16 protein-coding genes are annotated in these 21,629 nt (G+C 70.0%); 8 read left to right on the top strand and 8 right to left on the bottom strand.

The genetic code is table 11. From position 1 onward, the window contains the following. The first annotated feature begins 47 nt into the window (after positions 1–47). Complete coding sequence (locus AB7E03_RS05210) at positions 48–1,481, top strand: hypothetical protein (RefSeq protein ID WP_489939915.1); 1,434 nt, start codon at positions 48–50, stop codon at positions 1,479–1,481. Between the two features lie 5 nt (positions 1,482–1,486). On the opposite strand, the gene sucB is transcribed toward AB7E03_RS05210, so the two are convergent. The 3 genes from sucB to AB7E03_RS05195 form a co-directional block, all read right to left on the bottom strand. Then, complete coding sequence (sucB, locus tag AB7E03_RS05205) at positions 1,487–3,025, bottom strand: 2-oxoglutarate dehydrogenase, E2 component, dihydrolipoamide succinyltransferase (RefSeq protein ID WP_489939913.1); 1,539 nt, start codon at positions 3,023–3,025, stop codon at positions 1,487–1,489. Between the two features lie 79 nt (positions 3,026–3,104). After that, a complete protein-coding gene (gene lpdA / locus AB7E03_RS05200) occupies positions 3,105–4,478 on the bottom strand; it encodes a dihydrolipoyl dehydrogenase (protein ID WP_489939911.1) in 1,374 nt (457 codons plus the stop codon). Positions 4,479–4,585: 107 nt separating this feature from the next. Further along, a complete protein-coding gene (locus tag AB7E03_RS05195) occupies positions 4,586–6,076 on the bottom strand; it encodes a leucyl aminopeptidase (protein ID WP_489939909.1) in 1,491 nt (496 codons plus the stop codon). 118 nt (positions 6,077–6,194) lie between these two features. Here AB7E03_RS05195 and AB7E03_RS05190 point away from each other — a divergent pair, with 118 nt between their 5' ends. The 5 genes from AB7E03_RS05190 to AB7E03_RS05170 all read left to right on the top strand — a co-directional run bounded on the left by AB7E03_RS05190 (position 6,195) and on the right by AB7E03_RS05170 (position 12,134). Further along, a complete protein-coding gene (locus AB7E03_RS05190; RefSeq protein WP_489939907.1) occupies positions 6,195–7,124 on the top strand; it encodes a proteasome assembly chaperone family protein in 930 nt (309 codons plus the stop codon). Between the two features lie 70 nt (positions 7,125–7,194). Then, a complete protein-coding gene (locus tag AB7E03_RS05185) occupies positions 7,195–8,526 on the top strand; it encodes an MFS transporter (protein ID WP_489939905.1) in 1,332 nt (443 codons plus the stop codon). A 236-nt stretch (positions 8,527–8,762) separates the two neighbouring features. Further along, the gene (locus AB7E03_RS05180; protein ID WP_489939904.1) at positions 8,763–10,142 is read left to right on the top strand and encodes an RNA polymerase sigma factor; all 1,380 of its coding nucleotides are present in this window, start codon (positions 8,763–8,765) and stop codon (positions 10,140–10,142) included. A 4-nt stretch (positions 10,143–10,146) separates the two neighbouring features. Continuing rightward, positions 10,147–11,421 carry a MurT ligase domain-containing protein gene (locus tag AB7E03_RS05175; RefSeq protein WP_489939902.1) on the top strand — a complete coding sequence of 425 codons (1,275 nt, stop codon included), beginning with the start codon at positions 10,147–10,149 and terminating at the stop codon, positions 11,419–11,421. Further along, positions 11,418–12,134, top strand: coding sequence for a type 1 glutamine amidotransferase (locus AB7E03_RS05170; protein ID WP_489939900.1), 717 nt, complete (start codon positions 11,418–11,420; stop codon positions 12,132–12,134). Before AB7E03_RS05175 ends, AB7E03_RS05170 begins: the two co-directional genes overlap by 4 nt. 3 nt (positions 12,135–12,137) lie before the next feature. Here the strand turns inward: AB7E03_RS05170 and AB7E03_RS05165 are convergent, their stop codons facing one another. Genes AB7E03_RS05165 through AB7E03_RS05155 form a run of 3 tightly spaced genes read right to left on the bottom strand, consistent with a single transcriptional unit; the run spans position 12,138 to position 14,194 of the window. Beyond that, the gene (locus AB7E03_RS05165) at positions 12,138–13,214 is read right to left on the bottom strand and encodes an alanine racemase (protein WP_489939898.1); all 1,077 of its coding nucleotides are present in this window, start codon (positions 13,212–13,214) and stop codon (positions 12,138–12,140) included. Then, entirely contained in the window at positions 13,211–13,921 is a 711-nt protein-coding gene (locus AB7E03_RS05160; RefSeq protein ID WP_489939896.1) for an alanine racemase, read from the bottom strand. Before AB7E03_RS05160 ends, AB7E03_RS05165 begins: the two co-directional genes overlap by 4 nt. A gap of 36 nt (positions 13,922–13,957) precedes the next feature. After that, complete coding sequence (locus tag AB7E03_RS05155) at positions 13,958–14,194, bottom strand: DUF7455 domain-containing protein (RefSeq protein ID WP_018191296.1); 237 nt, start codon at positions 14,192–14,194, stop codon at positions 13,958–13,960. 218 nt (positions 14,195–14,412) lie between these two features. On the opposite strand from AB7E03_RS05155, the gene AB7E03_RS05150 reads away from it, so the two are divergent. Further along, positions 14,413–16,509 (top strand): DNA gyrase/topoisomerase IV subunit B, encoded by a 2,097-nt coding sequence (locus tag AB7E03_RS05150; protein ID WP_489939893.1) that lies wholly within the window; start codon positions 14,413–14,415, stop codon positions 16,507–16,509. Positions 16,510–16,626: 117 nt separating this feature from the next. Here the strand turns inward: AB7E03_RS05150 and AB7E03_RS05145 are convergent, their stop codons facing one another. Then, on the bottom strand, positions 16,627–19,125 hold the full coding sequence (locus AB7E03_RS05145) for a DNA gyrase/topoisomerase IV subunit A (RefSeq protein WP_489939891.1): 2,499 nt from the start codon (positions 19,123–19,125) through the stop codon (positions 16,627–16,629). A gap of 80 nt (positions 19,126–19,205) precedes the next feature. On the opposite strand from AB7E03_RS05145, the gene AB7E03_RS05140 reads away from it, so the two are divergent. Next, the gene (locus AB7E03_RS05140; protein ID WP_489939889.1) at positions 19,206–20,339 is read left to right on the top strand and encodes an alkaline phosphatase family protein; all 1,134 of its coding nucleotides are present in this window, start codon (positions 19,206–19,208) and stop codon (positions 20,337–20,339) included. A gap of 28 nt (positions 20,340–20,367) precedes the next feature. Here AB7E03_RS05140 and sepH read toward each other — a convergent pair whose 3' ends face one another. Next, a complete protein-coding gene (sepH, locus tag AB7E03_RS05135; RefSeq protein WP_489939887.1) occupies positions 20,368–21,567 on the bottom strand; it encodes a septation protein SepH in 1,200 nt (399 codons plus the stop codon). Between the last annotated feature and the right edge of the window lie 62 nt (positions 21,568–21,629).

Below are 21,629 nucleotides of genomic sequence, written 5' to 3'. Positions count from 1 at the left end.
AACTCCTGCGCGCGGCGAGGGCTGTCGCCTTCCGCCAGGGGTGGGAGGTGCACGGCAGTCCTGGCGGAGCCCCCGAGCATCCTCACGGCGAGATGCGCCTCGTCGTGTCCGGCAGCGGGCTGCCCGGGCGATGTCTCCTCCGGGTCCGCCCACGTCCGGCCGCACGGGGTTCGGTCGTGGATGTGCTCGCGCGCCGGGCGGCGGCGAGCGAGCACGTGGTGGGTGTCGTGGACGAGCCGCCGGTGCTACGGGTGCGGGGCGCCGAGTTCGATGCCGTGCTGCTCGGGTACGCCGAGAGCGGCACTCTCGAGACGCTGCTCGCCGACCGGCGCGGAGTGCGTGGAGGCGAGGCGGCGACGATCCTGCTCGGCGTGGCGGCGGGCATCCGTTCGTTGCACGAGGCCGGATGGAGCGCACCCGAGCTGACGCCGGCGAGCGTCGTGTTCGTGGGCGACGGGTGTCCGGCTCTGGATGCGCTGGACCAGGTCGTCGAATGGACGCCATCGAGCGCCGTCGTCGATGCAGAAGCGTTCTACCGGCTCGCCCGCAGCCTCTGCCTGCAGGTCGTCGATGGGACCGGGATGATGCTGCTGTCCTCCGTCGAGACGGGGCTGCGGCACGGTACGTGGAGCGCGGTGGAGGAATCGATCCTGAGGACGGTCGCCCCGGAGGCGGTGCGCCTGTCGGGCGCATCGTCGTCCGGCGATTCGGCGGGGGTGAAGCCAGCCGTCGGCGCGGCGCCGGCGCGTTCACGCGAAGTCAGTGCACCGCGGGGCAGAGGAAGGGGAGCGGGCGTTGGCGGAAGGCTCGGCTCGATGCTCGGCTCGGCGATGGATGCTCTGGACGACAACCCGGGACGGGTGCTGGTCCGGTGGCTGCGAGGACGGGTGCGGCGCCGCCCCGCGCTCGTCGTGATCGGACTCGTGCCGGTCGCAGCCGCGCTGGCGCTGATCGTGCTGCTGCCGGCCTCTCCCGCTGAAAGTGCTTCTGCCGTGGGGAGTTCGTCTCCCGCGCGAGGTTCGTCGATCGTCGAAGAGGCGCGACGAGGGACGGCGTCACCGACTCCCGCGCGGACGGGGTTGCCTGTGGCCTCAGCCCCGGCCACGACGAAGGCACAGCCTGCGAAAACTGAGGCCGGTGCGACGGCCATGGTGGGGGACGACCCGGTGGATGCGGCACGCGCCCTGCTGGACGCACGGTTGGTCTGCTTCGAGGCCCGAACGGCCGCGCCCGCCTGCCTGGAGGACGTGCTCGACGGCACGTCGGCGCTGATGGACGAAGAGAGCGGGGCGCTCGGTGTCACCGGCGCCCGAGCATCGCGGGACTACTCGGGTGCCCGGCTGAGTCTGGTGGAGAGCTGGGGTGGCGCTGCGCTGGTGAGTGTCGTTCCCGACGCGGCGCGATCGCCGAAAAGCGAACCGGCTTCGCTCCTGCTGGTGAGGAGCGAAGCCGGTTGGCGCTTGCGGGCGGTGTTCCCGTGAGCGGGTCAGATACCCAGGTTGGCCTCGAAGTTGCCGCCTTCGAGGCGGTTCTTCACCGCGACGAGGAAGCGGGCCGCGTCGGCGCCGTCCACGATGCGGTGGTCGTAGGACAGGGCGAGGTAGACCGTCGACCGGATGGCGATCGAGTCGCTGCCGTCGGCCGACACGACAACCGGCTTCTTGGCAACGATGCCGGTACCCAGGATCGCGACCTGCGGGAGGAACACGAGCGGGGTGTCGAACAGGGCTCCACGCGAACCGGTGTTGGTCAGCGTGAACGTCCCGCCGGCGAGCTCGTCGGGCTTCAGCCGGTTGTTCCGGGTCCGCTCGGCCAGGTCGGCGATCTCCGCGGCGAGGCTCGCGATGTCCAGCTCCGAGGCGTTCCGCACCACCGGGGTGAGGAGGCCGCGCTCGGTGTCGACGGCGATCGAGAGGTTCTCGTGGTCCGGGTAGACGATGCTGTCGCCGTCGACCGTCGCGTTGATGACGGGGTACGTCTTCAGCGCCTCGGAGGCGGCCAAGGCGAAGAACGGGAGGAAGGAAAGCTTCACGCCGGTCTTCGCCAGGAAGTCGCCCTTCACGCGGTCGCGGAGAGCAGCGACCTTCGTGACGTCGACCTCGACCACGCTCGTGAGCTGTGCGGTCGACTGCATCGAGACGACGGCGCGCTCGGCCACGACCTTGCGCAGGCGCGACATCGGCTGCGTGGTGCCACGCAGCGGCGACACCTCCGGAGCCGGAGCGGACGCGGGCGCCGGAGCCGCGGACTCGGCCGCGGCGGGAGCGGCAGCCGAGAGGATGTCCTCCTTGCGGATGCGTCCGCCGACACCGGTTCCGGTGACGGTCGAGAGGTCGACGCCCTGCTCGTTCGCGAGCTTGCGGACGATTGGGGTCACGTAGCCGGCGTTGCCGGCGTGGGCGCCGCCCGATGACGCGGGAGCTGCAGCGGCGGGCTGGGCAGGGGCCGCCGGAGCCGCCGCCTGAGGGGCCGGAGCGGCCTGAGCGGGAGCCTGCTGCGCGGGCGCCTGCTCTGCGGGTGCGGCCGGTGCGGCGGGCGCAGCCTGCTGAGCGGGGGCCGCCTCGGCCGGAGCGGCCTCCTGTGCGGGCGCGGCCTGCTGTGCGGGCGCTGCCTCAGCGGGAGCTGCCTCCTGTGCGGGCGCTGCGTCAGCCGGAGCTGCCTCCTGGGCCGGCGCGGGCTGCTCAGCCGGCGCGGCCTCCTGTGCGGGCGCAGCCTCGGCCGGAGCGGCCTCGGCGGCCGGAGCGGCCTCGGCGGCCGGAGCAGCAGGCGCCTCAGCGCCCGCGCCGGAGCCGTCACCGATCGTCACGAGCGCGGTACCCACCTCGACGGTCTCGTCCTCCTGCACCAGGATCGCCTCGATGACGCCGGCGACCGGCGACGGGATCTCGGTGTCGACCTTGTCGGTCGAGACTTCGAGCAGGGGCTCGTCCACCTCGACACGGTCGCCAACATTCTTCAGCCAGCGTGTGACCGTGCCTTCCGTGACGCTCTCGCCGAGCGCCGGGAGGCTGACGGATTCGCTCATGAGCTTCTCTCCTTCAAAACCTGATCGTTCAGTAGCTTATTGCAGGCGGGTCCGCGCGAGACGGACCCGCCTGGTCGTCCTAGAGGGTGTGCAGCGGCTTGCCGGAGAGGTACAGGAAGGCCTCGCCGAGGGACTCGTTCTGCGTCGGGTGCGCGTGCACCAGCGGCGCGATGTCCTCGGGGTAGGCCTCCCAGTTCACGGCGAGCTGCGCTTCGCCGATGAGCTCGCCGACGCGGGCGCCGATCATGTGCACGCCCACCACCGGGCCGTCGTTCACGCGCACGACCTTGACGCTGCCGTTGGTGCCGATGATCTCGCTACGGGCGTTGCCGGCGAGGCTGTAGTCGTAGCTGGTGACGCCCTCGGCGCCGTACTTCTCGACGGCCTTCGCCTCGGTCAGGCCGATGGACGCGACCTCCGGGTCGCAGTACGTCACCTTGGGGATGTTGACGTCGGGGATGACGATCGGGTTGAGCCCGGCGATCTCCTCGGCGACGAAGATGCCCTGCTGGAAGCCGCGGTGGGCCAGCTGCAGGCCGGGGACGATGTCGCCGACGGCGTAGACGCCGGGGATGTTGGTGGCGAGGCGCTCATCGGTGATGACGAAGCCGCGGTCCATGGTGACCCCGACCTCGTCGAAGCCCAGACCCTGCGTCAGCGGGCCGCGGCCGACGGCCACGAGCAGCAACTCGGCCTCGACGGTGTCGCCGTTCTCGAGGGTGACGACGACGCCCTCCTCGTTCTGGGTGACTCCCTGGAAGCGGATACCGAGGCGGTAGTCGATGCCGCGGCGGCGGAACGCGCGCTCGAGCGACTTGCTGATCGACTCGTCCTCGTTCGGGACGAGGTGCGGCAGCGCCTCGATGATGGTGACCTCGGAGCCGAACGACTTCCAGACGCTCGCGAACTCGACGCCGATGACGCCGCCGCCGAGCACCGCGACCTTCTTCGGCACGAAGTCGAGCTCGAGAGCCTGCTCGCTGGTGATCACGCGGCCGCCGATCTCGAGGCCCGGAAGCGAGCGCGAGTAGGAGCCGGTGGCCAGGATGACGTTCTTGCCGACGATCTTGTCCTCGCCGACCTGAACGGTGGTGGGGGAGACCAGGCGGCCCTCGCCCTCGATGACGGTGATGCCGCGGGCCTTCACGAGGCCCTGGAGGCCCTTGTACTTCTTCGCGACGATGCCCTGGCGGTACTGGGTCACGCCGTTGATGTCGACGCCCTGCAACTGCGTGACGATGCCGTACTTGGACGACTCCCGCGAGTAGTCCGCGACCTCGGCCGCGTGGAGCAGCGCCTTGGTCGGGACACAGCCGCGGTGCAGGCAGGTGCCGCCGACCTTGTCCTTCTCGATCATGCCGACGGTGAATCCGAGCTCGGCCGCACGCAGCGCTGCTGCGTAGCCTCCACTCCCACCGCCGAGCACCACAATGTCAAAGTTCTGCTCAGACACCCAGCTACTCCCTCGCGCATCAGGATCATGTGACACGATGTGCCGCCCAGGAGGGGTGGCTCCGGGAGGCGTGTTGATGGGCGGGATTTCCCGCCCATACGACCCTACTACTTCCCGGAAAAGCTCTCGGCCAGACGGATGAGCGCCCGTACGCTGACGGCGGACGGGCCCTTGCCGGTGAAGCCGTAGGGCGCGGCCGGGCTCTTCGCGGGACCGGCGATGTCGAGGTGCGCCCAGGGGATGCGCGGCGCGTCGTCCTCCTCGCCGGTGCGCCCGACGAACTCCTGCAGGAACACTCCGGCGAGCAACGCGCCACCTGCGGTGTTGCCGGGATTCGCGTTCGCGATGTCGGCGACATCCGAGTTGATCGTGGCGCGCAGCTCGCCCGGGAGCGGCATCGGCCAGAGCAGCTCGCCGGTCCGCTTCCCGGCCGTGAGGACGTCGTCGACGAGGTCGTCGGAGCCCATCACGGCGGCGTAGCGCGTGCCGAGCGCGACCATGGCCGCGCCGGTCAGGGTCGCCACGTCGACGATCGCATCCGGCTGTTCTTCGCTGGCGGCGACGAGGCCGTCGGCGAGCACCAGGCGCCCCTCGGCGTCGGTGTTGAGCACCTCGACGGTGCGTCCGCCGCGGATGCGGAGCACGTCGTTGGGCCGGATCGCCGAGCCGGACGGCATGTTCTCGGCGAGGCACAGCCACGCCGTCACCCGCACCGGCAGCGCGAGCCGCGCGGCCGCCAGGGCGACGGCGAGCACGGTGGCGGCTCCCGTCATGTCGTACTTCATGCCGACCATCCCGGTGGCGGGCTTCAGCGAGAGTCCGCCCGAGTCGAAGGTAATGCCCTTGCCCACGAGGGCGAGGTGGCGCGCCGCGCCTTCGGGAGCGTACGACACCTTCACCAGCCGCGGCGGACGCGTCGAGCCCTGACCGACGCCGAGGATACCGCCGAACCCGTCGGCGGCCAGCTGCTTCTCATCCCAGACGGTCACCGTGACGGGAAGGTCGGATGCGGCCTGCTCGGCGCGGTCGGCGAAGGTTTCGGGGTAGAGGTCGAGCGGGGGAGTGTTCACGAGGTCCTTGACCAGCGCGGCCGCCTCGGCCACCGCGTCGGCCCGCGCGACCAGCGCATCCGTGTCGGTTCCCGGAGTGGCTCCGAGCACCTCGATGGAGGACACCGGGTCCTTGGCGGCGGCCCGGCTCTTCTCCCGATAGTCCATGAACGCGTAGGCGCCCAGGGCTGCGCCCTCGACGATCGCACCGAGTTGGGCGTCGCCCTCGGTGGGGAAGTCGATCGCGACGGCCGCGGCGCCGGCCAGCTGCCGCACGGCGCTGCCCGCGGCGTACCGCAGGCCATCCTCGCCGCCGTCGGGAAGGCCGATCACGGCGAGCGACGGGCCGGACCCGTCGCCGGGCAGCCGCACCAGCTCGTCCTTGCCGCCCCCGAATCCGACCGCGCGCAGTTGCTGCGCGAGCTCCTCCCGCTGTGACCCGGAGAGCACGGTCACGCCGTCGCGCCCGGCCCGGGCGGCGACCACGAGCACGTCTGCCGAAGTGGTGGGGGTGGATGCGTCGGTCACGGTCAGTGCAGGAGCGGTCATGCCTCGACCCTAACCCGCAGCCGGCGGACGGACGGCTCGCGCGCGTGTTCGCTGTGGGCGTGCCCGCACGCGGCCCGGAGCCGGCATCCGCCACCGGGGTCCGCTCTAGAGTTGAGGTATGCGTGACCCCGGCGAACTGTTCGAGCTCAATCCGGCCCTCCAGGTGCCGGAAGGGTTGCCGCTCGTGGCCGGCCTGACCGGCTTCGCGGATGCCGGCTCCGGAGTGAGCCAGCTGGGCACCTATCTGCTCGGAACGCTGGACAGCGAAGTGGTCGCCACCTTCGACGCGGACATCCTGCTCGACTACCGCGCGCGCCGACCGATCATCTATTTCGATCAGGATCACCTGACCGACTACCAGCCGGCCACGTTGAAGCTGTACCTGGCCTACGACGAGCTCCGCCAGCCGTTCCTGCTGCTGTCCGGCTTCGAGCCGGATTTCCGGTGGGAGGCGTTCACTGACGCGGTTCTCGGACTGATCGAGCGCTTCAAGGTGAAGAGCATCACCTGGGTGCACGCCATCCCGATGCCCGTACCGCACACCCGTCCGATCGGAGTCACGGTCAGCGGCAACCGCACAGAGCTCATCGAGTCGATGTCCATCTGGAAGCCGCACACGCAGGTCCCCGCCAACGCGCTGCACCTACTGGAGTACCGGCTGCAGAAGCTGTCCTATCCCATCGCCGGATTCATCCTGCTCATTCCGCACTACCTCGCGGACACCGAGTACCCGGCGGCCGCGGTGGCGGCGCTCGACTCGATCAGCGCCGCGACGGCCCTCATCTTCCCGACCGACCGGCTGCGCCAGGAGGACCGCGACTTCATCGCGAACATCGACGAGCAGGTCGCCGGCAACGCCGAGCTCGGCCGTCTGGTGGGGACGCTGGAGGAGCGCCACGACTCCTATATGGAGGACACGCAGCTGCGTTCGCCGCTGACCGACAGCGACGGCGAGCTGCCGAGCGCCGACGAGATCGCGGCGGAGCTGGAGAACTTCCTCGCGTTCCGCCGTCACGGCGAAGAGGACAACCCCCGCGGGGAGCGCTGAGCGCACACACGCCGTCGTCGGTGCATCGCCCCGGGCGGACCCGGTCCGCAGGCGGGCGTAGGATCGTTCGGTGAATTCGCGTCGCTCCTGGGTCGTCTACGGGATCGGCGTCTTCGCCTACCTCATCGCGGTCATGCAGCGCACCACGATCGGTGTCGCGGGCGTCGCTGCGACCGACCGGTTCCACGTCTCGGCGTCTGTTCTGTCCACGTTGGCGGTCGTCCAGCTCATCGTGTACGCGGGCATGCAGGTGCCCGTCGGCGTCCTGATCGACCGGATCGGCTCGCGAATCCTGATGCTCGTCGGGACGGCGCTCATGGTGATCGGGCAGGTCGCTGTGGCGCTCGCACCGAGCATCGCCATCGCGATCGTCGGGCGGATCCTGGTCGGGGCCGGGGATGCCACCGTCTTCACCTCGCTGATGCGGCTGACGAACTCCTGGTTCCGCGGGCGGATCGTGCCGCAGCTCTCGCAGTGGATCGGCAACGTCGGTCAGCTCGGCCAGGTGCTGTCGGCTGTCCCGTTCGCCCTGCTGCTCCACCTGTCCGGGTGGACGGTCGCCTTCCTGTCCGCCGCGTCGCTCTCCCTCGTGGCGCTCGTCGGCATCCTGATCGGTGTCTCCGACCGTCCGGTGGGCGCGAGCGAGGGGCCGCGGCCGGCGACCTGGTCGGACTCGTTGCGGCAGCTCCGCGTGAGCCTCACCCGGCCAGGCACGCAGCTGGGCTTCTGGTCGCACTTCGTGACGCAGTCGTCGGGGACCGTGTTCAGCCTCATGTGGGGCATCCCGTTCCTGGTGTTCGCGATCGGCATCGAACCGGCGGAGGCCTCGGCGCTGCTCACCGTGCTGGTGGGCGCCGGACTGATCTCAGGACCGATCCTCGGCATCCTTACCGCGCGGTTCCCGCTGCGTCGCAGCAATCTGGTGCTCGGCATCGTCGCCCTGATGGCGGCGGCATGGACGCTGGTGCTGCTCTGGCCGGGCGAACCACCGCTGTGGACGGTCATCGTCCTGATCGCGGCCATCGGGATCGGCGGGCCCGGATCGCTGATCGGGTTCGATTTCGCGCGCACCTTCAATCCGCTGCACAGCCTCGGATCCGCGAACGGGATCGTCAACGTCGGCGGCTTCCTCGCGAGCTTCGTGATGATGTTCCTGATCGGGGTCTCGCTCGACGTGCAGGCGCACGGCGCCGAGGGCGACGCTCAGCTGTACCAGCTCGACCACTTCCGCTGGGCGTTCGCCATCCAGTACGTCATCGTCGGGATCGGCGTGGGCTTCCTGGTGCGCGCGCGGCGGCGCACCCGGCGCCTTCTGAAGGACGAAGAGGGAATAGAAGTGGCCCCTCTGTGGGTTGCACTCGTCGGAGCGTGGAGGAGGCGCGGGGGGCGCGAAGCGCTATAGGGCGCGAGACCAGCGTCCCAATTCGATCCGAGATGGCCAATCGTGGTCGGGGGCTCACGTGGAACGTGCAATAATTAACGTCTGGACCCGTTCATGTCCCTGGGCCGGAGCATTCGACGATGCCCGGCGCAACCACCCAGGACTTGACATGGGTCTTAGTAGTGTCCGCACGCAACCCTGAGCCAGGCTCGGCCGTCAGGATCCCGGCCCCTCTGCTTGGTATGAAAGGTGTTCACATGGCAACCCGTGCAGCAACGAAGACCCGCGATGCGGAGGTCGAGGTCGAAGAGACCGTGACCGTCGCCGCGGACGAGACGACGAAGCCCGCAGCGAAGAAGGCGGGCGCGAAGGCAGCGCCCAAGAAGGCGACGGCGAAGGCCGGTACCGCCAAGACGGCTGCGAAGAAGCAGACCGCGCCCAAGGGCAAGGCGACCGACGACGACGACCTCGACGACGACGCCGAAGTCGAGATCGACGATGAAGAGGTCGTCGCGGCCGCGGACGACACCGAGGCGACAGACGAGACCGAGACGGCAGACGAGACCGAGGCGGCTGACGACGCCGACGCGGAGGACTCCGACGACTCCGAGACCAAGAAGCCCGCTGCGGCTGCGCCGGTCGACGAGCCGCTGCCGAGCGACGCCCTGGTGCTGCGTGCGGTCGACGAAGAGGATGACATCCCCGTCTACTCGACGACGATCACCGGCGCCACCGCCGACCCGGTCAAGGACTACCTGAAGCAGATCGGTAAGGTCCCCCTGCTGAACGCGGCCGAAGAGGTCGAGCTCGCCATGCGGATCGAGGCGGGTCTGTTCGCCGAGGACAAGCTGGCCAACACGCCCAACCTCACCAAGGAGCTGGAGCGCGAGCTGAAGTGGGTCGCCCGCGACGGCCAGCGTGCCAAGAGCCACCTGCTGGGCGCGAACCTGCGTCTGGTGGTCAGCCTCGCAAAGCGCTACACCGGCCGTGGGATGCAGTTCCTCGACCTCATCCAGGAGGGCAACCTGGGCCTGATCCGTGCCGTCGAGAAGTTCGACTACACGAAGGGCTTCAAGTTCTCCACCTATGCCACCTGGTGGATCCGTCAGGCGATCACGCGTGCGATGGCCGACCAGGCGCGCACCATCCGCATCCCGGTCCACATGGTGGAGGTCATCAACAAGCTGGCGCGGGTGCAGCGCCAGATGCTGCAGGACCTCGGCCGCGAGCCCACCCCGGAAGAGCTGTCGAAGGAACTCGACATGACGCCGGAGAAGGTCGTCGAGGTGCAGAAGTACGGTCGCGAGCCCATCTCGCTCCACACCCCCCTGGGTGAGGACGGCGACAGCGAGTTCGGCGACCTGATCGAGGACACCGAAGCGGTCGTCCCGGCCGACGCGGTCGGCTTCACCATGCTGCAGAAGCAGCTGGAGAGCCTCCTCGACTCGCTGTCCGAGCGTGAGGCGGGTGTGATCCGCATGCGTTTCGGGCTCGGCGACGGCATGCCGAAGACGCTCGACCAGATCGGCGACACCTTCGGTGTGACGCGTGAGCGCATCCGTCAGATCGAGTCCAAGACCATGGCGAAGCTGCGCCACCCGTCGCGCTCGCAGTCGCTGCGCGACTACCTCGAGTAAACCGTTGCGGTACCGACTGGCGGTCATCGCCGGCCGCCTCGCCCGCGGGCTTCTGCGCCTGCGGGGAGGCGGCTCCGCGGTGCCGGGCCGGGTCGCGCTCGCGATCGCGCCGAAGTTCCTCGAGCGCGCGGTCAGCCGGCTACCCCTCGGTGTGGTCTTCGTGTCCGGCTCGAACGGCAAGTCGACGACCACGAACATGCTCACGGCGATCCTGCGCGAGCACGGGCTGGACGTCTTCACCAACCCCTCGGGAGGTAACCTCCCGCAGGGCATCGCCTCGGCGCTGCTCGCCGACGTCCCTCTCGACGGATACGTCCGCGGCGATGTCGGGGTCATCGAAGTCGACGAGGCGTACGGCGTCGACCTGGCGCGCGTGCTGAAGCCGCGCGGATCCCTGCTGCTCAACGTGCAGATCGACCAGCTGAACCGCTTCTTCGAGCCGACCCGCGTCATCGGGATGCTGCGCTCGATCGCCGACGGGTCCTCCGACTTCGTCGTGGTCAACGCCGACGACGACAGTCTGGCCCGCGTCGGTGCGGACCTGGCCGCCCAGGGACGCGACGTCACGACGTTCGCCGTGGCCCCGTCCATCATCGAGTCCTCCCCGAACGGGCTGGCCAACGTCAAGGACCTGTCCGGCGCTGTCGCGGGCACCCTGCCCATCCCGTCGGTGTTCGTCAGCAAGCTCGAAGTGCAGAGCGCGCAGCTGACGATCGGCGGCGAGAGCGTGCGCATCGGGCTCCCGGCGCGCGGGCTGCACTACGCGGTGGATGCGGCGGGCGCGACCGCGATGGCTCAGCGGCTGCTGGGCGACCGCTTCCAGCCCACCGGTGTCGTCGCCGCCATGGCGGCGCTTCGCACCGTCTATGGCCGCGGCGAGACGCTGCGCGTCGGCGATGAGGACATCGAGATCATCATGATGAAGAACCCGCCGAGCCTCCAGCTCAACCTCGACTACCTGAGCGAGTCGCCGGAGCAGGTCTTCGTCTCGGTCGACGAGGGCACGCCCGACCCGTCGTGGGTGTACGACATCGACCTGTCGAAGCTGACCCACGTGGATGTGGTTTCCGGTACGAAGGCGTGGCAGTTCGCCACGAGGTTCGCGTACGCGGGCATCGAGGTCGACCAGGTGGTGCCGGAGCTGAAGCCCGCGCTGCAGGCGTTCTTGGCGCTCCCGAAGCCGTCGCGCGGCACGAAGACGATGATCGTCAACTACGAGCAGATGATGCTGATCCGCAAACAGCTCGGCTTCCTCGACCTGGAGGGTGGGGACCGATGAGCGTGCTGCGCATCCTGCACCTGTACCCGGCCGAGCTCGGCATCAACGGCGACGCGGGCAACGTGCTGGCGCTGAGCGAGCGCGCCCGCTGGCGGGGCGTCGACGTGGATGTGGTGACCCACGGTATCGGCGACGACCTGCCGCAGACCGTGGACCTCATCCACATCGGGTCCGGGCCGTTGTCCGGGCAGCGTGCCGTCCACGACGATGTTCTGCGCATCGGTCCGCGCCTGCGCGAGTGGCGCGACGCGGGCATCCCGATCCTGGCGATCGCCGGCGGCTGGCAGCTGCTCGGCACGGAGCTGGAGACCGGCGAAGGCGAGATGCTCGCGGGAGCCGGCGTGTTCCCGACGCGCGCCGTGCTCGGCGTCACGCGTCACGTCGGCGAGATCGTCGTGCGCCTGGCCGACGGCACCGCGGTCGCCGGTTTCGAGAACCACTCGGCCCGGACGATCCTCGACGGCGCTGAGCCGCTCGGCCGGGTCGTCAGAGGGCTGGGGAACGACGGAAGCCTGGAAGGCGTGGTCGTCGGCGCGTCGATCGGTACGCACCTGCACGGTCCCGTGCTCCCGATGAACCCGGTTCTCGCCGACCGCTTCCTGGCGACGGCGCTGCGCGCGGAGCTGCCGCCGGTCGCACAGACCGAGCGGGTCGACCGCTACGCGACCAACGCGCGCCGCGCGATCGCGGACCGTCTCGGCGTCTCGCTCTAGCGGTCAGTTCACGTAGACGCGCGGGACGCGGGCGGCCACGCCCGTAACCATCTCGTCGGCGATGGTCTCCGCCCAGTCGGCGTACTTCTCGGCGGTCGGCTCGCCGTGCGTTCCCGGACCGAAGAGGATGGCGGTGTCGCCCACCTCGATGCGGTGCTGTCCCGCCTCCACGAGCATGCTGTCGGCCGCGACCTCCACCACCTGGCAGCGACGGCCGCCGAGCTGCACCGACGTCTTCGCGATGCCGAGGGTCGGGACGCCGTCCGCGTAACCGATGCCCAGCCGGGCGAGCGTGGTGCCGCCCACGTGCACCTCGGTGACGGGCGCCTCCAGACGCATGACGGGAACGAGTCCGAGCTCGGCGCCCGTGGAGTCGTCGAAGGGCGAGAACCCGTACGCGGCGATCCCGAACCGCACGAAGTCGAAGCGGGCTTCCGGCATCCGGATCCCCGCGGAGCTTGCGGCGAGGTGCAGCACCTCGAAGCGTGCGCCGAGCTGTTCCGCCTCGGCCACGGCATCCCGGAACTCGGCCAGCGCTGCCTCGTCGTCGGCGATGGAGGCGTCGGCCAGATGCGACCAGGCGCCGCGGATGTGGAGTGCCCCCGCGTCTTGGAGCTCGAGAGCGGCGCGGATGAGGCCCGGCCACTCCTCGCGCGTGGCCCCGTTGCGGCTGAGTCCGGTGTCGACCTTGAGGTGCACGACGGCCGGGCGGTCGGCGCCCGCGGCGGCGATCGCCTCCAGTTGCCAGAGCGCGGACACGCCCAGCTCGATGTCCGCCTCGATCCCGGCACGCCAGTCGGTGTCGCGGCCGTGCAGCCAGGCGAGGAGAGGGACGTCGATTCCTGCGCGGCGAAGCACCAGTCCCGCGGAGATCTCGAGGACGGCGAGAGACGTCGCTCCGGCTTCCAGACCCGCCTCGGCGATCGGGAGCAGGCCGTGCCCGTATGCATCCGCCTTCACCGCGAGCATGGTTTCTGCTGGCGCGATCAGGCGCGTCAGGTGGGCGACATTGTGCCGCAGCGCGGCCAGATCGATGACGGCTGCAGGGAGCGGCTCGGCGACGGCGTCCACGATGGTCACGCGCTGTACGTCCTCTCGATGCGCCGGCCCAGGCGGCTGGTGATCACGGGGGCGGCAACGCCGAGCGCATCCGCCCAGTCCAGCACGGTCGGTTCGCCCTTCCGGGCGTCACCGAAGAGGATGACCGGATCGCCGGGCGCAGCCGCATCGTCGCCGATGTCGACCACGAACTGGTCCATGGCTATCCGTCCGGTGATCCGCCCGACCGTGTCGCCGACCTTCACAGGAGCCTTGTTGGACGCCACGCGCAGGATGCCGTCGGCGTAGCCGAGAGCCACCAGCGCCAGGGTCGTGGGCCGCGCGGTGCGGTACGTGTAGCCGTAGGAGACGCCGCGGTCGGCGGGCACCCGCTTGACCGCGATGACCTCCGCCTCCAGGCGCATGGCCGGAGCCGACCGCTGCGTGGGGTCGAGACCGAACAGTTCAGGGCCGACCAGGGTGCCGGCCGGGATGTCTGCGGGCGTCCGGGCGACGACGACCCGAGCGGGGAGTCCTTCGTCGGCGATCGCCGCCGCATCCTCGACTCGCGAGACGAGAAAACCGCCGACCCCCGCATCCGTCAGCGTGCGAGCCACGGGGATGAGCCCGTGTCCGTACGCGTCGGCGCGGAGATCGGCGGTGCAGTCGGGGAGCGAAGACGCTACGGCCGAACGGATGACGGAGAGGTCGATGTGGGCGCGCCTGCGCACGCCTGTACCTGTCGCCATCCTCCGGTCAGCCTCGCGTTTCGCGACGCGGCCGCGTTACGCGCGCTGCTCTTCGAACAGGCGAGCGGTCTCGTCGTGCCAGCTGTGGGCGATCTGCGAGAGCTTCTCCTGGTGCTTCTTGCCGTGGTGGGCGCAGAAGAGGAGTTCTCCGTTGTTGACGACGACGCGAATGTAAGCCTGCGCGCCGCAGCTATCGCAACGGTCGGCAGCCGTCAACTGCGGCCCCGATGCGAGCTCGTCAACCGCCCCGTTCTCCGAGGTGAGTGTCGACATGTGATGCTCCTTTCCGTCGCAACCGCTTGAACTCGGTACGTCTATAGAACCACGGATGTTCGGTAACCAGGCGCGTATCGCCTGCTATTTCGCTCAACGCGTAGCCAAGCGGCCGGAAAGGGTGTCGTGGCGTAGGCTCCGGCCGCCCGGCGCTTACTCTGGAAGAGCACGTGCGCCCGCACCCGGATGGGCGCCCACGATCCTTAGAAGGAGCACCCGTGGCGAGTTCGGACTATTCGGCCAGGCACCTCTCGGTGCTCGAGGGGCTGGAGGCCGTCCGCAAGCGCCCGGGTATGTACATCGGCTCCACCGACTCCCGCGGTCTCATGCACTGCCTCTGGGAGATCATCGACAACTCGGTCGACGAGGCCCTCGCCGGCCACGGCACCGACATCGAGGTCATCCTCCACTCCGACGACAGTGTGGAGGTGCGTGACACCGCTCGCGGCATCCCTGTCGACATCGAGCCGAAGACCGGGCTCTCCGGTGTGGAGGTGGTGTTCACCAAGCTGCACGCCGGCGGCAAGTTCGGCAGCGGTTCGTATGCGGCCTCCGGCGGTCTGCACGGCGTCGGCGCCTCGGTCGTCAACGCGCTCTCCGAGCGCCTCGACGTGGAGGTCGACCGCGACGGCAAGACGTGGGCGATGTCGTTCCACCGCGGTGAGCCCGGCACCTTCGACGACAAGAAGGGCGAGCCCGGCCCCGACAGCCCGTTCACCCCGTTCGTCAGCGGAAGTGAGCTGCGTGTCGCCGGCAAGGTCGCCAAGGGGAAGACGGGCACGCGCATCCGCTACTGGGCCGACCGTCAGATCTTCACCAAGGGCGCCGAGTTCTCGACCGACGACCTGGTCGGCCGCGCCCGCCAGACGGCATTCCTGGTGCCCGGCCTCTCCATCTCCATCGACGACAGGCGCCCGGCCGCCGACGGCGCGGCTCCGGGGCGCACGACGTTCCGCTACGAGGGCGGCATCTCGGAGTTCGTCGACTTCCTCGCGCCGGACAGCCCGATCACCGAGACGTGGCGCCTGACCGGCGAGGGACACTTCACCGAGACCGTCCCGGTGCTGTCCGAGACGGGCGCGATGCTGCCGACCGAGCTCACGCGCGACTGCCAGGTCGACATCGCTCTGCGCTGGGGCACCGGCTACGACACCGTCATGCGCAGCTTCGTGAACATCATCGCGACGCCGAAGGGCGGCAGCCACCAGGCCGGCTTCGACCAGGGGATGCTGAAGTTCCTGCGCCAGCAGGTGGAGCTGAACGCACGGCGCCTGAAGGCCGGCACGGACAAGCTCGAGAAGGACGACGTGATGGCCGGGCTCACGGCCGTGCTCACCGTGCGCCTTCCCGAGCCGCAGTTCGAGGGCCAGACAAAGGAGATCCTCGGCACGCCCGCCGTGCGCGCGATCGTCGCCAACGTCGTCCAGAAGGCCATGGCCGAGCGGTTCGGTTCCTCCAAGCGCGACGACAAGGCGCAGTCGGCCCTGGTGCTCGACAAGGTCGTCGCAGAGATGAAGTCGCGCATCTCCGCCCGGGCGCACAAAGAGACGCAGCGCCGCAAGAACGCGCTGGAAACGTCCTCCCTCCCGGCGAAGCTCGTCGACTGCCGCTCCAACGACGTCGCGAACAGCGAGCTGTTCATCGTCGAGGGCGACTCGGCGCTCGGCACGGCCCGGCGTGCGCGCGACAGCGAATACCAGGCTCTGCTCCCCATCCGCGGCAAGATCCTCAACGTGCAGAAGGCATCCATCTCGGACATGCTCTCGAACGCCGAGTGCGCCGCGATCATCCAGGTCATCGGCGCCGGCTCCGGCCGCAGCTTCGACCTGTCGGTCGCCCGCTACGGCAAGGTCATCATCATGTCGGACGCCGACGTGGATGGTGCGCACATCCGGACACTGCTGCTCACCCTGTTCTTCCGCTACATGCGGCCGATGATCGAGGAGGGCCGCGTCTTCGCTGCGGTGCCCCCGCTCCACCGCGTCGTGGTCGTGAACCCCGGGTCGAAGCCGAACGAGACGATCTACACGTACTCGGAGGCCGAATTGCAGGCCGTGCTCGCCGACCTGAAGAAGCGCGGCAAGAAGTACCAGGAGCCGATCCAGCGCTACAAGGGACTCGGCGAGATGGATGCGGACCAGCTGGCGACCACGACGATGGACCGCGCCCACCGGACGCTCCGTCGGGTGCGCGTCCCCGACGCCGAGTCGGCCAACCGCGTCTTCGAGCTGCTGATGGGCAACGACGTGGCCCCGCGCAAGGAGTTCATCATCGCCGGCGCCGACGACCTCAGCCGCGCCCGCATCGACGCGTAACCGCCCATCCCCGCCGCATCCCCACCTCCCAAGCCAACAGCTCCTGAGTTTTCGCCTCCAAACACCGCTGGAGCCCGAAAAAGTCAGGAGCTGTTGGCTTGGAGCGTGGGTCCGCGGTCAGGCGATGCGGCGGCCGATGGAGCCGATGACGGTGTCGAGGGGGGTGCCGGAGCCGTCGCGACGCGCGCCGCCTTCGGGAAGCGTGCGTGCGACGCCGTCGGGCGCGACCGCCAGGGCTGGGCCGCGACCCACCCAGGCGAGGACGAGTTCGCTCTCGCCCTTCAGGAACCGCTGAGCACGGACGCCGCCGGTAGCGCGTCCCTTTGCTGGGAACTCGGACAGGTCGCTGACCTTCGCCGTGCCGGGGTCGGCCCCGGGAAGGGTGGCGTCGCTGGCGGCGATGGTCGCCACGACCGCCTCCTCGGCTTCGCCCGCCGCGACTGCGCCGAAGAAGATGACGTGCGCACCAGCGCCGAGGTTGATCCCGGCCATGCCGCCGGCCGCCCGCCCCTGAGGACGGACGCTGGACGCGGCGAACCGCAGCAACTGCGCGTCGCTGGCGACGAACACCAGCTCGTCGGCATCGGTCACCGTGGTGGCGCCGACGACCTCGTCGCCCGGCTTCAGCGCGATGACCTCGAAGTCGGGCTTGTTGGCCCAGTCGCCGGCGGTCACGCGCTTCACGACGCCCTGCTTGGTGCCGAGCGCGATGGTCCGCTCCGACTCCAGCGAGACGAGCGCGAGGATGCGCTCCTTCTTGTCCGCCAGCGCCAGGTAATCGCCGATCTTGACCCCGGCGCCGAGCTGGATGGAGTTGGCGGGCACCCCGGGCAGATCGACGGGGGAGAAGCGGATGAGCCGGCCCCTGTTCGTGACCGCACCGATCTCGCTGCGGCTGGTGGTGTCGAGCTGCGACAGGATCGCGTCATGCTTGCTGCGCCGCGCGGGCGGCTGGATGCGGTCGAGCCCGCCGCTCTCGCCGCCGTCTGTGCCCTCGGCGCCGGGAGTCGCATCCACGCGCAGGATCCGCCCCGTCGTCGACAGGTAGACCCGCGTCGGGACGTCGGCCACCTCGAGCTGCACGGTCGCCGCCTTGCTGCGCGACGCTCCCGCGATCGACGGCTTGGCCTCGGTCAGGAGAGTGCGTCGCGGGGTGCCGAAGGTCGCGGCCACCCGCTCCAGCTCGTCCGACACCAGCTCGTGAATGCGCTGCTGCGACGAGAGGAGGGCTTCGAGCTCCGCGATCTCTGCACGCAACTGGTCGCGCTCGGTCTCGAGCTCGATGCGGCTGAACTTGGTGAGGCGGCGGAGGCGCAGCTGCAGGATGTAGTCCGCCTGCAGTGTGCTCAGGTCGAAGACCTGCATCAGCCGGCCGCGGGCCTGCTCCGTGTCGTCGGAGGAGCGGATGACCTGGATGACCTCGTCGATGTCGAGGATCGCCACGAGGAGGCCTTCGACGAGGTGCAGGCGCTCCTGGCGCCGGGCCAGGCGGAAGCGGGAGCGACGCGTGACCACGCTGATGCGGTGGTCCAGGTAGACCCGCAGCAGCTCGCGCAGCCCGAGGGTCTGCGGGCCGCCGGCGACGAGGGCGACGTTGTTGATCGCGAAGCCCTCCTCCAGTGGCGTGTGCCGGTAGAGCTGCTCGAGCACCGCGTCCGCGCTGAACCCGGTCTTGATGCCGATGACCAGCCGGAGGCCGTGCTGGCGGTCGGAGAGGTCGGTGACGTCGGAGATGCCGTTCAGCTTCTTGCCGTTGACGCCGTCCTTGATCTTCTCGATGACCTTCTCGGGGCCGACACCGTACGGGAGCTCGGTGACGACCAGCCCGCTCTTGCGGGCGGTGATCGACTCGACGGTGACCTTGGCGCGCATCCGGAAACTGCCGCGGCCGGTCGCATAGGCGTCGCGCACGCCGGCGAGCCCGGCGATGGTTCCGCCGCCGGGGAGGTCGGGACCCGGGATGTACGCCATCAGGTCGTCGAGAGTGGCGTCCGGGTTCCCGAGCAAGTGGCGGGCAGCGCCGACGACCTCGATGAGGTTGTGCGGCGCCATGTTGGTGGCCATGCCGACCGCGATGCCGCTGGCGCCGTTGACGAGCAGGTTCGGGAAGGCGGCGGGCAGCACATCCGGCTGCATCAGCTGGTTGTCGTAGTTGGGGACGAAGTCGACGACGTCCTCGTCGAGGTCCTCCGTCATCGCCAACGCCGCGGCGGCGAGGCGCGCTTCGGTGTAGCGGGCGGCGGCCGGGCCGTCGTCGAGCGAACCGAAGTTGCCGTGGCCGTCGACGAGCGGGACGCGCAGGGTGAAGTCCTGCGCCATCCGGACCAGTGCGTCGTAGATCGCGCTGTCGCCGTGCGGGTGGAGCTTTCCCATCACCTCGCCGGTGACGCGCGCCGACTTCACGTGGCCGCGGTCGGGGCGCAGGCCCATCTCGGTCATCATGTACAGGATGCGGCGCTGCACGGGCTTCAGGCCGTCGCGGGCGTCCGGCAGCGCGCGCGAGTAGATCACCGAGTAGGCGTACTCGAGGAACGAGCCCTGCATCTCTGTCGTGACGTCGACGTCTTCGATGCGTTCCGTCGTTCCGGCGGCGGGCTGGTCGTCTGCTGGTGTCATTCGTGCAATCTCGGGAGGGGCGGGGAGTCGCGGTGGGGCGGCTCGGCCGGCGGCGCGATGGCTGTGCCAGACTGGGCCGGATGCCACCCATGCTACCGGCCGCGTTCACGACGAGAGCGAGCCTCGCCACGGTTCTGCCGAGTTCGCTGGCCGCGCTCTCGGGTGCACAGAACGACCTCGGGCTGCCCCGGCTGGAGCATGTCGTCGTCATCGTCGTCGACGGCCTGGGAGCAGCCGCACTCCGCGCCCGTGCCGGTCATGCCCGCACGCTGGCGCCCATGCTCGGGAAGGCCTCGACGATCGACGCCGGCTTCCCGACCACCACGGCCGCGGCACTCGCCACCCTGACGACCGGGACGACGCCCGGCGAGCACGGCCTGGTCGGCTACCGGGTGCGTGACGCGGCCGGCCGGCTCACCAACCAGTTGAACGGCTGGGACGATCGGATGGATCCCGCCGTCTGGCAGCGGTCGCGCACCGTGTTCGAGCGCGCGGCCGAGCAGGGAGTGAAGACGCGTGCGATCGGCCTGCCGAAGTTCACGGGCTCGGGATTCACGGCCGCGGTGCTACGCGGGGCGGAGTTCGTCGGCGTGCAGTCACTCCCGGGCCGCTTCGACGCGGCCGCCGACGCCATCGCGGCATCCGGCCCCGGACTGACCTACCTGTACGTCGCGGAGCTCGACCAACTGGCCCACGCGCGCGGCTGGGAGTCTCCGGACTGGACAGCCGCCCTGGAGACCGTCGACGCGCTGGTCGCCGACTTCGCTCGCCGGCTCGGGCCGGGTCGCGGGGCGCTGCTGACTGCCGACCATGGAGTGGTGGATGTGCCCGAGAGCGGCCACATCCTGTACGACACCGCGCCCGAGCTTCTGACCGATGTCGCCGAGATCGCCGGAGAGCCGAGGCTGCTGCACGTGTACCTCGACGAGGGTGCGTCGGCGACCGCCGTCGCTGAGCGCTGGCGCGACGCGGAGGGCGACCGCTCCTGGGTCGCCACCCGGTCGGAGGCGATCGACGCAGGATGGTTCGGCCCGGTGGTGCACACGGAGGTGGCTCCACGGATCGGGGATGTGCTGGTCGCCCCCCGCAAACGGATCGCGTACTACGACGGCCGCGACCCGCAGGGCACCGGCCGCAACATGGTCGGCCAGCACGGTTCGCTCACGCCGGAGGAGACGCGGGTTCCGCTGCTGCGGTTCGGAGCGGCAGGCTGAGTTCAGTCGCTAACGGATGCGCCAGCGACTACGCCAGGTCGTCGTCCGTGCGCGCGCCGAAGACGATCTCATCCCAACTCGGCATCGAAGCGCGTCCCTTCTTACGGGAGGACGGCTGCGGGCCAGAGTCGTTCGAGCGTGTACTCGGCGGGGCCGGCACGTCGAGGGGGAGCGGCGGCTGCTGGGAGACCGGCTGTTGGGAAACCGGCGGCTGAGAGGCCTGCGGCTGCTCGACCGGCGGCTGCTCGTCGATGACGCGGAACGGCGACAGATCGAGTGGAGCGGTCTCCTGCGGAGGCTGCGGGGTCGTCCGACCCGACGGATGCGGTGCGGACTGCTGCGGCTCGGAGAGCGTCGGCCGCTCCTCGTAGGTGGCCGCTTCGCGCTCGCCCCGGCGGCGGCGCAGCGCCTCCAGCAGGTCGGCGGTCTGGTGCAGGTCGCGCGGGGCGCCGTCGTCGGCACGCTTGATCGCCGACACCGCGATGGAGTTGTTCGCGCCGGGCGTGCGGCCCTGCGGGAGCGGCTCGATCGGTGCGGTGATCTCCGGGCCGAGGAGGTCGGCGGCGGGCGCGGGGAACGTGAAGGCTCCGCTGTCGAAGCGGGAGTTGTCCGGCTCGCCCTCGTTGGGCAGCACGGCGCGCAGCCGGGGGATGAGCGCCCCGCCGCGCAGCTCGCCCGCCTGGGAGAGCGTGGTCGCCTCGGAGTTGATCGGGGCGAGGGCGTGCTTGCGCGCGTCGTAGGTCCACCGCGCGTCGTGGTCGATCGTGTCGGCCGTGAACTCGAGCTTCACGATCCAGCCGGTCTCGCTGTCCTTCCAGCTCGCCCAGCGCTCGCCCGCCACGCCGAGCGACGCGAGCCGCTCGCGGATGACGGTGCCGAACGTCTCGGGGTCGCCGAGCGGGTCGACCGCGTCGGAGGTGTGCACCGGCACGCTGAGGGCGCTGGCGACGATGTGCTCGCGCTCGGCGATGATGGGTCCCTCGAACCGCTGAACGTACTCGAGGGGCGCTCCCGTGACCGCTGCGACGTCCTCCGCGGACATCCCTGAGCGGATGTGCGCCTGGACCTCGCGCGGTGAGAGTTTGGGCGCGTCGGCGGGCGTCTCCTGACGCACCTGGCGCACTTTGGACTGCAACGCCTCGTCGACGGCGATGCGGAACCGCTCACCGTCGTCGCCGACGGCGACGAGTGCACCGTTCTCGACCCCGATGACCTTCAAATCCTGCATGTGGATTGCCTTCCGAGCTCGTACGTACGGCCTCAGGATGCCACGGCACGGAAGGCATTTCG

It is taken from the genome of Leifsonia sp. RCC_180, from assembly GCF_058138205.1.
Note: the sequence above shows the minus strand (reverse complement) of the source record. Positions and strands in the feature narration are given on the sequence as shown.

What these genes read in the sequence shown, in the direction of transcription:
- sucB (WP_489939913.1), bottom strand. Translation starts at nt 3,025, where the DNA reads ATGAGCGAATCCGTCAGCCTCCCGGCGCTCGGCGAGAGCGTCACGGAA.
- AB7E03_RS05195 (WP_489939909.1), bottom strand. Translation starts at nt 6,076, where the DNA reads ATGACCGCTCCTGCACTGACCGTGACCGACGCATCCACCCCCACCACT.
- AB7E03_RS05190 (WP_489939907.1), top strand. Translation starts at nt 6,195, where the DNA reads ATGCGTGACCCCGGCGAACTGTTCGAGCTCAATCCGGCCCTCCAGGTG.
- AB7E03_RS05180 (WP_489939904.1), top strand. Translation starts at nt 8,763, where the DNA reads ATGGCAACCCGTGCAGCAACGAAGACCCGCGATGCGGAGGTCGAGGTC.
- AB7E03_RS05170 (WP_489939900.1), top strand. Translation starts at nt 11,418, where the DNA reads ATGAGCGTGCTGCGCATCCTGCACCTGTACCCGGCCGAGCTCGGCATC.
- AB7E03_RS05160 (WP_489939896.1), bottom strand. Translation starts at nt 13,921, where the DNA reads ATGGCGACAGGTACAGGCGTGCGCAGGCGCGCCCACATCGACCTCTCC.
- AB7E03_RS05155 (WP_018191296.1), bottom strand. Translation starts at nt 14,194, where the DNA reads ATGTCGACACTCACCTCGGAGAACGGGGCGGTTGACGAGCTCGCATCG.
- AB7E03_RS05145 (WP_489939891.1), bottom strand. Translation starts at nt 19,125, where the DNA reads ATGACACCAGCAGACGACCAGCCCGCCGCCGGAACGACGGAACGCATC.
- AB7E03_RS05140 (WP_489939889.1), top strand. Translation starts at nt 19,206, where the DNA reads ATGCCACCCATGCTACCGGCCGCGTTCACGACGAGAGCGAGCCTCGCC.
- sepH (WP_489939887.1), bottom strand. Translation starts at nt 21,567, where the DNA reads ATGCAGGATTTGAAGGTCATCGGGGTCGAGAACGGTGCACTCGTCGCC.